19 protein-coding genes are annotated in these 13787 nt (G+C 69.7%); 9 read left to right on the forward strand and 10 right to left on the reverse strand.

The genetic code is table 11. The annotated features are described in order from the left end of the window. The first annotated feature begins 323 nt into the window (after positions 1-323). On the forward strand, positions 324-1172 hold the full coding sequence (locus IU369_RS19165; RefSeq protein WP_217924837.1) for a C40 family peptidase: 849 nt from the start codon (positions 324-326) through the stop codon (positions 1170-1172). An 81-nt stretch (positions 1173-1253) separates the two neighbouring features. Here IU369_RS19165 and IU369_RS19170 read toward each other — a convergent pair whose 3' ends face one another. Further along, positions 1254-3041, reverse strand: a complete 1788-nt coding sequence (locus tag IU369_RS19170) for a S1 family peptidase (RefSeq protein ID WP_217924838.1) — start codon at positions 3039-3041, stop codon at positions 1254-1256. Between the two features lie 197 nt (positions 3042-3238). On the opposite strand from IU369_RS19170, the gene IU369_RS19175 reads away from it, so the two are divergent. Both IU369_RS19175 and IU369_RS19180 read left to right on the forward strand, forming a co-directional pair. After that, positions 3239-3697, forward strand: a complete 459-nt coding sequence (locus IU369_RS19175; protein WP_217924839.1) for a hypothetical protein — start codon at positions 3239-3241, stop codon at positions 3695-3697. 671 nt (positions 3698-4368) lie between these two features. Beyond that, positions 4369-4806 (forward strand): hypothetical protein, encoded by a 438-nt coding sequence (locus tag IU369_RS19180; protein WP_217924840.1) that lies wholly within the window; start codon positions 4369-4371, stop codon positions 4804-4806. Here the strand turns inward: IU369_RS19180 and IU369_RS19185 are convergent. Both IU369_RS19185 and IU369_RS19190 read right to left on the reverse strand, forming a co-directional pair. After that, positions 4803-5480: a hypothetical protein gene (locus IU369_RS19185; protein ID WP_217924841.1), complete on the reverse strand. Its 678-nt coding sequence runs from the start codon at positions 5478-5480 to the stop codon at positions 4803-4805. The genes IU369_RS19180 and IU369_RS19185 overlap by 4 nt on opposite strands. Positions 5481-5534: 54 nt before the next feature. Continuing rightward, complete coding sequence (locus tag IU369_RS19190) at positions 5535-6425, reverse strand: hypothetical protein (RefSeq protein ID WP_217924842.1); 891 nt, start codon at positions 6423-6425, stop codon at positions 5535-5537. A 100-nt stretch (positions 6426-6525) separates the two neighbouring features. On the opposite strand from IU369_RS19190, the gene IU369_RS19195 reads away from it, so the two are divergent. The 3 genes from IU369_RS19195 (at position 6526) to IU369_RS19205 (ending at position 8079) form a co-directional block, all read left to right on the forward strand. Then, positions 6526-6816: a hypothetical protein gene (locus IU369_RS19195; RefSeq protein ID WP_217924843.1), complete on the forward strand. Its 291-nt coding sequence runs from the start codon at positions 6526-6528 to the stop codon at positions 6814-6816. A gap of 102 nt (positions 6817-6918) precedes the next feature. After that, on the forward strand, positions 6919-7164 hold the full coding sequence (locus IU369_RS19200; protein WP_217924844.1) for a hypothetical protein: 246 nt from the start codon (positions 6919-6921) through the stop codon (positions 7162-7164). A gap of 66 nt (positions 7165-7230) precedes the next feature. Continuing rightward, positions 7231-8079, forward strand: coding sequence for a hypothetical protein (locus IU369_RS19205; protein WP_217924845.1), 849 nt, complete (start codon positions 7231-7233; stop codon positions 8077-8079). Between the two features lie 73 nt (positions 8080-8152). On the opposite strand, the gene IU369_RS19210 is transcribed toward IU369_RS19205, so the two are convergent. Together IU369_RS19210 and IU369_RS19215 are read right to left on the reverse strand one after the other, a co-directional pair. Continuing rightward, positions 8153-8578, reverse strand: a complete 426-nt coding sequence (locus tag IU369_RS19210; protein WP_217924846.1) for a hypothetical protein — start codon at positions 8576-8578, stop codon at positions 8153-8155. 171 nt (positions 8579-8749) lie between these two features. Beyond that, on the reverse strand, positions 8750-8947 hold the full coding sequence (locus tag IU369_RS19215) for a hypothetical protein (protein WP_217924847.1): 198 nt from the start codon (positions 8945-8947) through the stop codon (positions 8750-8752). Positions 8948-9267: 320 nt separating this feature from the next. Between IU369_RS19215 and IU369_RS19220 the strand changes: the two genes are divergently transcribed. After that, on the forward strand, positions 9268-10149 hold the full coding sequence (locus tag IU369_RS19220) for a hypothetical protein (RefSeq protein ID WP_217924848.1): 882 nt from the start codon (positions 9268-9270) through the stop codon (positions 10147-10149). A 1-nt stretch (position 10150) separates the two neighbouring features. Here the strand turns inward: IU369_RS19220 and IU369_RS19225 are convergent, their stop codons facing one another. Then, a complete protein-coding gene (locus IU369_RS19225; protein WP_217924849.1) occupies positions 10151-10339 on the reverse strand; it encodes a hypothetical protein in 189 nt (62 codons plus the stop codon). Positions 10340-10677: 338 nt separating this feature from the next. Here IU369_RS19225 and IU369_RS19230 point away from each other — a divergent pair, with 338 nt between their 5' ends. Next, on the forward strand, positions 10678-11010 hold the full coding sequence (locus IU369_RS19230; RefSeq protein WP_217924850.1) for a hypothetical protein: 333 nt from the start codon (positions 10678-10680) through the stop codon (positions 11008-11010). Positions 11011-11062: 52 nt separating this feature from the next. Here the strand turns inward: IU369_RS19230 and IU369_RS19235 are convergent, their stop codons facing one another. After that, complete coding sequence (locus tag IU369_RS19235) at positions 11063-11440, reverse strand: hypothetical protein (protein WP_217924851.1); 378 nt, start codon at positions 11438-11440, stop codon at positions 11063-11065. Positions 11441-12044: 604 nt separating this feature from the next. Between IU369_RS19235 and IU369_RS19240 the strand changes: the two genes are divergently transcribed. Next, positions 12045-12503 (forward strand): hypothetical protein, encoded by a 459-nt coding sequence (locus IU369_RS19240; RefSeq protein WP_217924852.1) that lies wholly within the window; start codon positions 12045-12047, stop codon positions 12501-12503. Between the two features lie 30 nt (positions 12504-12533). Here IU369_RS19240 and IU369_RS19245 read toward each other — a convergent pair whose 3' ends face one another. From IU369_RS19245 to IU369_RS19255, 3 genes are all read right to left on the reverse strand, one after another. Beyond that, positions 12534-12728 carry a hypothetical protein gene (locus tag IU369_RS19245; RefSeq protein WP_217924853.1) on the reverse strand — a complete coding sequence of 65 codons (195 nt, stop codon included), beginning with the start codon at positions 12726-12728 and terminating at the stop codon, positions 12534-12536. A gap of 43 nt (positions 12729-12771) precedes the next feature. After that, positions 12772-12996 (reverse strand): hypothetical protein, encoded by a 225-nt coding sequence (locus IU369_RS19250; protein WP_217924854.1) that lies wholly within the window; start codon positions 12994-12996, stop codon positions 12772-12774. Positions 12997-13114: 118 nt separating this feature from the next. Then, positions 13115-13780, reverse strand: coding sequence for a hypothetical protein (locus IU369_RS19255; protein WP_217924855.1), 666 nt, complete (start codon positions 13778-13780; stop codon positions 13115-13117). Positions 13781-13787: the final 7 nt, after the last annotated feature.

Here is a 13787-nt window from a genome sequence, read left to right on the forward strand (position 1 = left end):
CCCTGAGAGGGCAAGGAACGCACCGGGTGGTGATGGCACGCCCATAGGCTCGGCCGGTGATCAGTCCCCGCAGAGTCCTCCTGTCGCTCCTCACCAGCGCGCTCACACTCGCGGCGCTCGGGGCATCGAGTGCCACGGGAGCCGCGGCACGCGATGACGGCAGCTGGGCCCGGCCCGCAGCCGAGCGCCTCGTCGCTGAGGGCCTCTGGCAGGGAGCGATCCCCCGGGATCTCTCGCGACCGGCGCCGAGGCGGGCACTGGCTCGCGCGCTTCATCTCGCCCTCACCTCTGAGGACGCTCCGGCCCCGGCGCCGCTCGAGGCCGTGTCTCTCCCGCGACTCGATGACGTCCGCACGGATGACAGAGACCGGCTCGCTGTCGAGTACGTCGTCGGGCTGGAGTTGCTCGGGACGAAGGCCGGGTCGTTCATGCCGGCGCGCGGTCTCAGCCTTGCTCAGGCGCGCCTGGCAGTGGTGCGGGGTCTCGGCCTCGAGTCCGAACGCGCCGCCATCCAGGGTCTGTCCGGCTTGCGCATGCCGGCCTTCGCCGGCTCCGAGGTCCTCGCCCGTGAGCTCGGCCTGGTCGGCAACCACCTCGCTGAAGCGGACTACCGTGAGCGCCACGCCGCGGACCAGCTCAGCTGGGCCGAGCTCTTCACCCTGATGGACCGCCTGCGTGAGGTTTCCTCATGGGACCTCGAGCGACTCGGTGTCTTCCACCAGATCGCCCTCCCTGAGCTCTCGCCGCGGGAGCGGGCTGTCATCCAGGCGGGGATCTCCCAGATCGGGCACCCCTACGTCTGGGGCGGCTCCGCTCCGGGGCGCGCCGGCACCACGCGGCGCGGGGCGGGCTTCGACTGTTCTGGCCTGGTCTGGTGGGCGTACGCCTCGGCGGGCCAGGGGGAGAGCATCCACCGCTGGCGCTCGACGGCCGCGGCCTTCGCGATGACCCGCGGCGCGAGACACGTCCCCGTCGCCGCGGCCGGCCCGGGGGATCTGGTCTTCTACGGCGCGAAGGGCGCGAAGACCCGCCGCTCCCAGATCGAGCACGTCGGCATCGCCCTCGGCGGAGGCTGGCTCTTGCACTCCTCCGGTGGGAGGGGCGGTCCGACGATCAGCTACCTCCCGCACTACTGGTCCGAGGGAGAGGTCTCCGCCCGGCTCATCGGGTGAGAGGAGGCGGGGCCGAGCCCCGCCCCGCCCTCAGCCCGCGAGCGCGGTCAGGAGGGGCGGGGTGGGGTTACCTTGCTGCCCTCAGCATCCGGGGAGTCCGAGCCCGCCACGGTCGGCGGCCCGGATCCAGACCTCGCTGATGTAGCCGAAGACGCCGTTGGTGAGCCGCACGCCGTAGTAGCGGGTGGACTCGAAGCGCAACGGGTTCGCGTCGTCGGCCGCCGAGGTGTCGTGGCCGTTCGTCGTCCGCTCACCAGTCGTCTGGCAGACGGCCGCGTCATACACGTGCCCGCTGCCCGCTTCGGTGCCGTTGATGTTGCAGCCCCGCGAGCCGCACCGGATCCACGGCTGGGTGGTCAGGCGCACCGGGGTCGTGTCCTCGCGCATCCCCATCCCGTCCGTGACCCGGTTGTCCACGACGATGGCGCGACGCGTCGGCGCCGGCGGCGGCGGCGGCGCGGCCACGTTGACGGTGACGGAGTTGGTCGGTGCGCTGACGACGCCGAAGCGGTCCGTCACGGTGGCGTAGAAGGTGTGGGCGCCGGGCGGGAGACCGTAGAACTGCTTGCTCGAGCGCGTCCCGCACTGGGCCGCGAAGACCTCGGCGCCGTTGCGGTAGAACCGGCAGGTGACGGGGTCCCGGCCCGACTGCCAGCCCACGTCGAAGGCGACTCCGACATGTCCGCCCCCGTTGTTCACGGCGGTCAGGTTCGCCGCGACCGGACGAGGAGTCCCGGGATCGGGTGTCGGGGGCTGGGGGGTCCCATCGACGATCGGGGGCGGCTGCGCGCAGATCGCGTGCTCTCCGACCCGGTCCGGGATCGAATCGATCGAGACCTGGTCGAGGTTCACGACCGGAGCCCCGCGGCCGGTGTGGCAGAGCCAATCGCCACCCGTAGGGATCCACCGCCGGTAGCCGTCGGCTCCCACCAGCCATGAGGCCCCGTTGCGGGAGTTGCGCACGATCGTGTTGGCGCCGGGCCGCGGAAGGTTCGCGACCGTGCGCACCCACTCGAGGAGGATCTTGCTCGGGGCAGCCGCGCTGAGCGCACCCACCGCGCGCAAGGGCCCCTGCTTGCCGCTGCGGGTCAGGTTATCCACGTTCGAGGCGACACCGATGATCTGCCAGGCGCCGGAGACCCACCGCATCACCGGGCCGCCCGAATCGCCGTGGAGAGCCTTCGTCTTGTCGGTGGGCTGGATGCAGATGAACCGCCCGTCGCAGCCCGGAGAGCGTAGGAAGGCCCCCTGCGGGGACTTTCGAAGCTGGCCACCCCCGATGGTCTCGGTCTCGTTCTTCCATCTCGTGTTCCCGTAGCCGAAGAGCGTCAGGGTGACGGGGCCGTTCACCACCCATCGCTCGCGTGCGATCGGGACCGCGTTCCAGCGCGTCTCATCGAACCCAACGAGCCGAAGCAGCAACGCGTCGTTGGCCCGCACCTGCGGGTAGCCCGGCATGACCACCGCGCGATCCACCTTCAGATTCACCCCGCCGCTCTTGGGGTTGTTGCCGTTGGGTCGCCCGAGGTTCACTGTGATCTTGTCCAACCCGTAGCGGGTCGTGTAGTCGTTGTTGTAGATGCAGTGAGCCGCGGTCAGCACCCAGCGGTTGCCGATCACCGTTCCCGTGCACGCGTCGCTCCAGCCCGACGCCGACACCTTGGTTAGCACATGGGCGATCCACGGGCTCGCGGGCTCCGTCTCCGCGTTGCTCATGGCGCCCGCGCGCATCGGCAGAAGTGCGCAGACGAGGAGTAGGCCGAGGATAAGGCCCAGCGGAGCTGGAGACCTCCGGGAACAGCTAGATCCATGCATCGTCGCGAGGCCTCTCCGGGAACCGAACGGGACGGTCTCGGACTTGTACCTCACGGGGAGGTCTTCGCGACACTGGACGTCCGGCCAGGTTGGATCGCGGGGCCTCGTCTCCGCCACCCTCTTGCCAGGGACGCAGCAGACTGGCCGGCGCCCTCGGGGGGCGAAATGGGAGGCAGATGCAAGCGCCCGGTTCCGCGGTAGGGTCACCGCAGAGTCCTCGCGCCGGCGGGGTATCGAATCCTCTTGGAGGCGTGCCACATGGATCGCGACAGTTCGACGTTGTCATCCCGGTCTGTGAGGTCCTGGCGTCCGTCATCGCGCCGAGCTCGGGTGTCGTCCTCTGGCAGGACGGCTCGACCTGGATGATCGACTTCGAGGGGAACCTCCACGGCGCCGCGAACATCCGCACCTTCGGCGACCGCGTCGCGCATGCCGCGGGCCGTGCCGCCACCCGCTACCCGACCGTGGCCCGCTGCGCCGTTCGCCTCGACCAGGTCGAGTCAGTGGGTTCGTTCAGCGAGTCGCAGGGCCAGGTCATCCTAGGCTCCCCGGAGCAGCTGACGAAGTGGCTCGGCCTCGAGGTGATCCCGTACGGCGAGCTCTTGACGACCGACGCGCGATCGCAGGCGCGCCGCCACCTCGAGAGGATCCGACGCCCGAACCCCGCCCTCGCCCGTGAGATGTCCCGGCGACTCGGACTGCCCCGGTAGAGACCGGAGAGCCGGGGCGGACTTCCCGGCTCTACGGCAGCTTGGTGGCAATCAGCCGGCGTAGTGCCGGCAAGCTGCCAGCGCGAGCGAGGGCTCTCAGTCGCGCGGGGCTGAGGCCGAGACCACCGTGGTGGTGGTTCGGCTGCCCGTCCGCGCGAGGTGCATCACCCGGACCGTCATCTGCCCTCGCGTCCTCGTGGCCTGGCAGACGCGGGCCCGCCCGGAGCGCGAGCAGACCCATGGCGAGAACCCGGCCATCCGGGCGGGCGAACGGAGGGCGCCCGGAGCCCGACGAAGATCGAGGCTCTCGCGGTAGGTCTCCACTGGGCCGGTCCCGTCGTAGGAGGCAGAGGTGCCGGTCGAGCCGGAAAGTCCGGGCGGGATCGGCTGGTCGGAGGTCGCGGCGGGCACGAGAGCGAGGGTGGCTGCGACGACGGTGGCGATGATCAAGAGACTGGCTCCGTGTGAGCGGGAAGTGCCTGACAGGGCGAAGGTAGGCCGGACGGACCCCGCTGCAGCACGCCCAACGCCCGGTGAGCCGCGGACGCAGTCGACGGGTGCCGTTCCCGCCCCACGGAGCGGCAATGGCGCAGGCTCGCCCGGTCTGCGACCGCCTCCCTTCCAGGAGGTCCGAGCCTCGACCCTCCTGTGCGCGCTTGTAGGGTCAGCCGATGCGTCGCATCGCCATCGGATGCCTTCTCGCCCTCTTCCTAGCGGTGCCGGCGCTCGGGTCCGGAACTCCCGCCGAGCGCGCGAGGGCCATCTACGCGGACTACGTCCTCGATCTGCGCATCGACGCTGCCTACACACCCGAGGATCTCCGACGCGCGCTCACCCTGACCGCGGGCTACCCGGGCTTCGCCGAGTTCGAGGAGGCCGCGAGGCGCTCCCTGGATGAGCGGTATCTCGGCGTGTCCGGCAGGCCTCCCTCGAGCGCAGTGGGAGGGGAGCTCCTCGCTCTCGGCCGGTCGCAGTCCCTCAGCGAGCAGGACTCGGTGCCCGGGATCTTCCCCGTGCTCTGCGCCGCCGGAGGGCTGCTCATCATCGCCGGCGTGGTTTCTCGGATCATCGGCCGCGTCCGGCTCCGGCGGGGACCCTCTCCGGTCTAGGGGGCCAGGGCGTCCAGGTCCTCTGCGAAGGACCCGAGCATCTCGCGACGTCGCTCGTCGCCGGAGCCCCACAGTTCCCGGCGCCAGCTCACGGCAGCGGGGTCATCCCGGTCGGCGCCGGTCGCTTCCTCGGAGGCGAGGCGGAGTAGGAGGACGTGCCTTTCGTAGTGGACGCGCGCCGGCCTCTCTAAGCGACGGCCGATCACAGCCTCACTCCAGTCCGGCAGGAGGTCGTAGGCGATGGCGTCGGTGGCGGCCTCCTCGATCGGACCACCGGAGGTGTCATCGCGGTGGAGCTGCTCGTGGAGGATCAGGAAGGCGGCCCGCCGCGCGTCGGCATCCGCCTTGCCGGCCTCCAGGCGCGGGAGCTGCCTCCAGATCGTGTCGCTGAAGAGGATCCGCTTCCGGTAGGCGATCCCGTCGCAGCCGTCATCGAACTGAGCGGCGACGGCTTCGGAGCCCATGCAGCTGCGCATGGTCTGCCGCTCGCCGAGCTCAAAGCCCCGGTCCAGGATGCCGACTGAGAGCTCTGACTCGAGCCAGGCGGCGGAGCGGTCCGCGAAGTCGTCGTGTGGCCCGCGTTCTCGATCGACCGCCACGATGATGAACGCCACTGACGTCAAGACGATGGCGATCAGGATCAGTGCATCGACGATGTCCTTCCGTGAGGGCACACAGGCGATGAAGGCAGACCCGTGCCCCCTGACGGCGCGAGTCTCGCCCTAGCCTCAGCCCCGTGTGAGTGCGCGGCTCACCGCGGCCGCATACGCCGAGGCGTCGATGCTCGAGATCGAGAAGCCCGTGGAGAGCTCGACCGTGGCGATCGCCGTCTTGCGTGGGACCAACTCGAGGTGCCAGTGGGCCGCGGCGCGGTCGAGCCTGAACCAGGCGAAGAGCATCAGACTGCAGTCGAGCGTCCCCATCACCGTCGTCGAGGCCCGCGCGACGCGGCGGACAAGCGGGCCGAGCTCGCGCAGCTGCTCTGCGCTCAGCGCCGAGGTGTGGGACTCGGGCGCGATCCGGATCAGGCCGGTGCGGCAGTGATACGGCGCCCAGACGGTGAACTCGCCCTGGCGGGTGATGATCGGACTGGTCGTCCCATCGCCCCGGCAGATCACGCAGTCCCGTGCGCGGACGCGCTTTCGCCTCGGGCCCCAGGAGTCAGGTTCCGCCGGGAGGCCGATCAGCTGGGAGTGGAGGTGCGGCTGGGAGCAGCCGGCCATCTCCCCCTGGTTCATGATCATCAGCGGGAAGAGGTCCCGCTCGCCCGCCGCGCAGGCCTCGAGGCGCCGGTGCCAGAAGGCGAGGAAGCGGGCAACCTCCCCGTCGGTCAGGTCCCAGAGGCGCTCGGCGTGGCGCAGGCACGGCAGGAGCACCTCGTGGCGTCCCTGGTCCTCGGTGAGGACCGGCCACTTGTTCCTGACCGAGGCCGCCATCCAGTGGTCGAGTCCCGCCGCGGCGGCGATGCGGTCGACCTGCTGCTCAATCTGGGAGTCGCAGAACGGGCAGAGCTCGCGTGCGCGGGGGTTCCCGATCAGGCGGCCTGAGCCGGACCCCTCTGCCTGGCGCAGGCTCGGCCGGCCGGTCAGCGGGTCTCGCGGCAGAGCGAAGGACTCCATGTGAGAGACGGTATGTGTGACGTCGCGCGGATCGCTCGAATCTGAGGACCCGAGCTCGAGGATCACGCGCTGATGGAACTTCTCGTCCTAACGTGGATCGGTGAGCCGCGTCGACAAAGCCCCGTCTCTCCTCGAGCTCTCGGGCACCTGCGTCGCCCCGGCGCTCTCCGGTCGTGCGCGCTCCGAGCGTCGTGAGCGCGTGCGCTGCTTGCTGTTCTCGGCGCTCGGCGGCTGCGATGACCTGGCGGGCTGGCTCGCGACTCCCGGGCTGGGAGGGCTCACCCCGCGGGACCTTCTTCTCCGCGGCCGCGACGAGGAGTTCGCGCGCCGGTTCGGGGATCCCGAACGACGTCGCCTGGAGCGACCTGTCGGCGACGGCACTCCGAGCTGAGCTAGCGGACCGCCAAGGATCGAGAAGCGACGGCCGGGTCTCCGACTCGAGGGGCTCCTCGCTACCGTTGGAGTGGCAGTGCCCAACCTGCGAGGAGCGCGAATGGCTCGCCAGACGACGGTCGCCCGCATCAGCGATCCGACCACTTACCCGTACGCGATCGTGTCGAAGGCGATCGGTAGTCCGGCCGATAGAGGTTTCGCGCTACACGTGATCGAGGGCCCGTCCACACTCGGGGATTGGCAGCAGCTGGTCGCGGAGCTGCTGGCGGCCGGCGGCTATGAGTACGTGATGTTGACCACCATGAACTTCCAGGAGCATGAGAGCGGGCGACCCCTGGGGGCCTGAACCGCGTCGGTTGGCTCCGCCAGGATCGGTGCCGGGGGCCCGGCTACTGGGGCTATCGTTGCGGATGTGGAGAGTCTCGCTGCGATAGACATCTGGGCGGTCTGCGCCTACTACCTGCGCGGTGGCCACGGCGTCGCGGTAAGAAGTCCGGACGTGCCCGCCGTCCCCGATGACGTTGTGCTGGTCCGGATCTGCGCAGACGCGCCGGCGGACGGTCGGGTCGCTGCTGACGACAATGACTGGTTCGCCCGTGGCTTTCGCGGACAACGGCTGCGAGGCGTGCGGGCAGAACTAGAGGTCGCCCCGGACGGTCCATCGGCCCTCTTCCTCATCCCGGAGGGCGCACTTGCTGAGGGGCAGATGGACCCTGGGCCCTTCGGCTTCCCCGAGATCAACATTCACGTGTCTGAAGGCGACCCACGTGAGAGGTGGCCCGGGCTGGATCTCGACCGCCCGATCGAGGGCGCTCGGCCTCACTCCGGCATGGCCACCGATGGAGGCGCGGCGTGGGTTAGAGCTGCTCAACTCCTGAAAGGCAATCCCTACATCGATGTCCCGCGGGAGCCGTCGTTCATCGCCGATGTGGACGTCTCGCACCCGATCGGCGGGCTCAGCGTGCTGATCAACGGTTCACCTCCGGACCAGCAACCAGCCTCTGGCCCTCAGCCAGCGGACCCGCTCACCCTCAAGGAACGGGATCTCTTTCGAGCCGACGACCGGGGGCGATGGACGGCACTGCTCGATCCGACGCCCGAGGTGCTGGTGTTCCGCACGTTGCCTGTTGCGAACGAAGGGGGCACAGTCGTGAGCGTGGCCTGCTTCGGGGACGCCACTGCGCCAGGTGCCTCAGGACACACGGCTGTCCTCGCCATCCCCGCTGTGCGCCGGGCGCTGGTTCTACCCGCTGTTACGTGAGGGCTCACGAACGCACCGTCTCTTCCTACCTCACCGGAGGATTGCCGCCAACGGGGCAGGCCATAACTGCCAGTTAGAGGGGCAGCTTCCTCTGCCAGGCCCAGGCCACGAGCTCGGTGAGCTGTGCCCTCCAGCGGAGTCGCGCTTCCTGGTCCAGCTCGATCAGGCCGATGATGTTGACGCCCGCGCGGTGGTCCTGGATATGGAGCGTCTTCGCATTGCCTCCGTGGCGCTCCACCCAGACCGTGCAGTGACCCTCCGGCAGGGTGAAGACGAGCGAGACGTTCGCAGCCCCGAGGTCGATGGTCGTCTGAGCGGGGTCGCTCATCGCCGCCATCAGCCGGGAGACCACGTCGTAGAAGCAGTCCGCGCCGAGCGGCGTCTCATTCGCTCCGGTGAGCCGGACGCTCGTCCATCCGTTGGCCGCGACGTCGAGAGCAAGAGAGGATCTACCCTCGGAGGCGGCGAGCTGAAGAGTTCTGATCGGGTCGGCGCTCATCAAACGTCCTCGTCATCAGCGGTCCGATCTAACATAGCGCGGGGTCCTTCGACGCCGGCGCCAGGTTCCTCTAGCTCGTCAGTCCGCAGGTCAGGTCGTCTCGATCCGGTGCCGGGTCCGTTCCACGCCCACGCCCCGGAGTTGGGGCTCTTACCTAGGCCTTCGGCTGAGTCAGCCCTCGAGCGGGGCCGGCTCCAGGTCCTCGCTGCGACACTCCACGAACGCCGTCGGGACTCCGCCGTCGGAGATGACGCCGATCTTGATCGTTCCGTCCGGACGTGAGAGCAGGACGCGCGCGGCGGTCGTCGCCGTGATGATCAGCGGCCGGGTCGGTGAGGGGGAGCGGCCGGGGAGGTCTCTCAGCGTCACGACACGGTCGTAGGGATGAAACTCCGCTCGGCGTGCCATGGAGGGAATCGTCGCAAGACGCGTGGCCCGTCATGGCGCCTCTCGCCTCCGGACCGATCCATCGTGTGGGCGCCTCGCATGACCAGAGGCTAGAGCAGCTACCTATTCGTCGGTCTCATGGCACCTCGGTCGTTTGGCCGGAGGTCGGGCGCGCCGATAGCGTCACGGCGCCCGTGGGCTCGTGAGAGCCCTGGGGCGTACATGCAACAGCCTGAGGGCGGCCTATCGTCCGGCGAGGTCAATGAACTCGCGGCGACGTCGCGACAGCGATAAGGATATCGATGCTTCGTCTCTGCGTTCTCGTCGGTGCTGCCGTCCTGATGCTGGCCGGTTCTGCAAGTGGGGCGCCGCGCTATGAGGTGCCGGCCCTCGTGCCCGTCTACGACCAGCTGCGCCCGGCGACGGCGATCTTCCGTGCCAAGGAGAACCCGCTCACTCCTGAGCGCGGCGGCCGCCGTCAGAGCCCGGGGCCGGGTGGGGTCTTCCAGCTCAACGACGAGACCTACCGCCTCGGGAAGGTCAAGGACGCGGAGCTGCTCGGTGAGTCGGCGACGCAGATGGCCTCCTACCTGCGCTTCGAGCTCTCGAACGAGCCCTCCGGGATCATCTTCGTGGACGAGATCGGCCGCGCCTGGGCGGACGTGTCGGGCGCGCCGAGTAAGGACGCGCGGAACCTCGCCCGGGCGATGAGGATCCTCAGCCGGACCGCGCACCCCGACGGAGGGACTGTCGCCTCGCGGATCCACATCTACCTGGCACCCTCGTTCGTGGCGACTGTCGCCGATCCCGAGCACGCCGGCGCCCGTCGCTGGAACGGGATGTTCCCGGCGCTGGCGCGCGCCGGCAGCGTCTGGGTGGAGATGTACCGGGCGATCGGAGTCTCGATGCCAGCGTCGATCTGGCGTTCGGTCATGCCCCGGATGGCCTCCAAGCTGCGGCAGGCCGGCGGGGCGGGGATCCCCCAGCTCCACTTCGCCTTCAGCTCCTCGCTGCGCCGTCCCGCGGGCGCCCCGGCCAGCTGCGGTGAGCCGATGGCCTGCCAGTGGGCCCTCGCCGAGGCGACGTCGCCCAACCGCCGGGTGCTCGCCAACGGTCCCGGTGCCTACCGGACCGGTCGCCAGGCCCCCGCCTGGCTGCGCGAGTTCAACGCGCGCTTCGCCTAGGTCAGAAGTCCTCTGGGAGGATCTGGCCGGCGTTCAGGGCGCAGATGAAGCGGTCCGCCTGCTCGCGTAGGAGGTCCGACTCCACCAGGTGGGCCTCGACGCACTCGATCAGGCGCTCGGCGCTCAGGCTGCGGAGGTTCTCGAGCAGGAGCTCCGTCCCGGAGTTCACCGCGGTGTCGAGCAGATCCATCTGAGGCTCACCGAGAAGCGAGCGGCAGACGGCCTCGCACTCGGGGCAGCGCAGGTGGACCGACCAGGTTCCGCTCGGGAGGATCCTCCAGCGGGTCGGATAGACCAGGGGACTCGCGCAGGCCCGGCAGACGCTGGGGTCCTCGGTCCGTGTCTGCGGTGCGCTCGGGGAACGCTCGGGGCTGGGTGATCCGGGACGGCTCACCGGCAGAGGTTGCCGGGCGCGGGGGGCCGCCGCCGGGCTTTCGGCTTCCGCCCCGGCTGCCGACGGAGTGGGCCCGTCCGATCAGGCCCCCTCGCGGTTGCGTCCACGTGGTCCGGACGACTTAGGATCAGTGCATGTCGAGAAGCCCTGAAGGAGTCCACGCGAACACGGAGGGGCGCAACCCGGCGCCTGCGGGGATCGAGGATCGCCACGGCGCTCTCTCGGTCCGTGTCTCGGAGCTCGGCTTCGAGATCTCCCTCTACCCGATGCTCTTCGGCAACGTCCGCCTCTGCGTCGGTGCCGCCGGCGCCTCGACCTACGATCGGGCCTGGTGCTACCGGGACCACGCGGCGCCGGGTGCCTTCGAGGCGGCTGAGACCTGGGATGGGAGTGGCCTGCCTCCAGGGTCCTGGTACCGGGACCTCAGCACCGGCGAGACCCGCGACGACGGAGCGCCTGACTCCTGAGCGGCGATCGCGCGGCGCCTAGGGGGCGCCTGAGATCGAGTGGCTCAGAGCATCAGCAGCCGGGCGCCGCGCGACGGGTGCGGCTCGAGATCAGATCAGGGGAGCCCGTGACCCGGTAGCGCGTGTAGGCGCTGTACCTGGTCTGGAAGTGGCCGCAGCGGAAGCTGGCGCGGTTCGTGAGCCGGATGGTGATCGGCTGCCAGGCGGTGCAGGGGGTCGGGTACTCGCAGTAGCGGGCCTGGCCGCGCACGATCGCCCGTGCAGTGCCCCACCCCTGCCAGCGCAGGCGGCGCAGGAACACCATGCGTACAGCCGACGCCTCGAACCGGAGCGCGGCGGTCGGTCGCTCGACGAAGACTGACGGCTCTATGCGGCCCGCGACGGGGCGACCGTCCCAGTCTTCGGGGTCGAAGTGCCAGACGTGGGGCACCCGTTCAGCTTCGACAGCTTCGGTCGCTGCCAGGGCCGGCGACGGTGCAGCCACCACAGCGACACCGATCAGAACCAGTCGGGCGACATTGCTCAACGGATCACTCGAGACGGCTGGCCAGGCCGCGGTGCTCCGCGGTAGGCGTGGCCCACCCACGCTGTGGTTCGCAGTGCAACACCCGCACACTCCCGAATCATGTCAACGCCCTCCATCGTGCTACGCATCGATACCTTCCTCTCGCGTCTCGGCGGCGTCTCGCCATAGTAGAACCCGGCCATCGCACGATCCAGCGCGACCTGACGGGTAAGGGCAAATGGCCACTGCGGGATCCCGCTTACGGCGATCAGCCGACGGGCCGAGACGGATCTACTCGCGCTCGCCTCCGATCGACCGCGGGCAAGGTCCTTCAACGATGTCTGGGAATCCGGACATCCACCCCGTGCGGCCGGATGTCTGGATTCTGAGACAATTGGCAGTCGGAGCCCGGCCTCCGCCTCGGACCATGTGCCAGTCCAGTCCTCCTCGGCTCGGCGTCGTAGCTTGGCCTCATGAGGGCGGTGCGCGTCGAGGCCTCCGCCACCCCGATGACTGGCCGAGGAGCCCGATGCAGATCCTGATCGCCCGCGAGAAGCACGGAGACGCGATCTATGACGTCTCCACCCCCGATGACCTCTCGCGGGTCAGCGTCCACCTGCTCCGGGAGCGCAGCGAGTGGTTCTGCACGCCCGATGAGATGTACCCGGCCTCCGCGGCGCCGGCCCCGCTGAGCGAGGAGGAGCTCGCCAAGCTGCCGCCGGACATGCAGCGTGAGCTGAAGCGCCGCCTCGCCAACCACACGCGGGAGGCGTCCGCCCGCGAGGGCTACCAGCGGTGGTGGGACGAGGTCCAGCAGGTGCTGAGCGCCGGCGACCGCACGATCACGGTCGGTCGCGGGCGTTGGGAGCGCACCACCAGCCTCGCCTTCACGCTCCTCGAGCAGCGGGCCGACCACGAATACGAGGGCTTCGAGGTCGTCTCCCCGACGCGGATCCCCCCACCCGAGGCCGAGATCTCGGTCGACTGAGGGACCCGGTCTCGGCGGGAGGCTGCGGTCTCAGCCCCCGCCGACACCCCTCAGCGCGCCCTCGTCATCGAACGCGAAGGCGATCACCACTCCATCCGCGGTCCCGACGGCGACCTGAGGGTGCCCCGGTTTGGTCGGATCCTGGTCCGGAGAGATCTCGGTCGACGCGGCGAAAGCGACGCCGGCGCGGGAGAGCATCCGTGTGAAGGTCTCGAGGTCGTCCATGCGATGAACCTACGCCACCCGGTCAGGGGCGACGGCTCCGACTTCAGTGACCCTCTGGGGGCTCGGCAGACAGGATGTTGCCGGGGGCGACGTAGACGGTCGTCGGTTCCCGTCCACCCCCGCGCTCGCTGAATACCGGAACGAACCCGCCGACCTCCGGGCCGTTCACCGTCCCGTATGCGACCCCGAGCTCGCCGTCATCGCTGATCGCGTTCGCATCGGCGTAGGTGATCCGCGTCCCGACCGGGTACCTCGCTCCAGAGTTCACCGCGCTGCCTCCATTGCTGCTGGTCGCCTCACCCACGCCCCTCCGGTTGCACTTCTAAGGCGGTGCCTCAGGACTTCGTTGCAGAGTGCTGATGGTCTCCTTGCGCACCCGAATCACTTCAGCCGGTCTCGTCCTTGTGCCCCGGTCGGATGCGCATCGAGGTTACGCCGATGCGAACCTTCTCATGTCTGGTGGCCGCGGCGATTGTCGGGATCTGCGGGATGCAAGCAACCACGACCTCCTCGGCGTCTGCTCGCCAGCCGGTGTCGTGCGCGTCGCTTGTGATCACCGGGCCCGACCTGGTCGGCCGGGAGTATGTAACCGGGCGGGTGCTGCTGATCTGTACCGGCCGGGTGAGGATCGAGCTGGAAACCTGCATCCAGGTGCGCCTCGTTGTGCTGTGGCGTAATGTGAGGTGTGTGAGATCGGACCGCGGGACCGCCGGATCGGCCACCCAGCGGGTCTCCGGCGCCTGTCGTTCCCGGGGGCCGTCCCGTGTCTTCCGGGTCTGGTCGACCGCAACGATCAGCCGCGCCGGACAGAGCGCCAGCGATCCCGGCTGGACCTCAGGGCGGCGGTTGCTGTGCTGAGCTTCGACCTCGAGGGGGCCGTCATCGCGCTCGAGCGGGTCGCGGGGGAGATCGCGGTCTCGAGCGCCGGCCGACTGGTCGCCACGCTCCCTCTCGGCGAGCAGGCCGGGGTGTCGCTCGGCAGAAACCTCTGGTTGCTCTGTGATCGGGCGCCGGCAGGGACGGCCCGCGTCAGGGGCAGTGGTGTCGAGCATGCCGAGT

Source organism: Miltoncostaea oceani (assembly GCF_018141545.1).
In the GTDB taxonomy this organism is placed as follows: domain Bacteria; phylum Actinomycetota; class Thermoleophilia; order Miltoncostaeales; family Miltoncostaeaceae; genus Miltoncostaea; species Miltoncostaea oceani.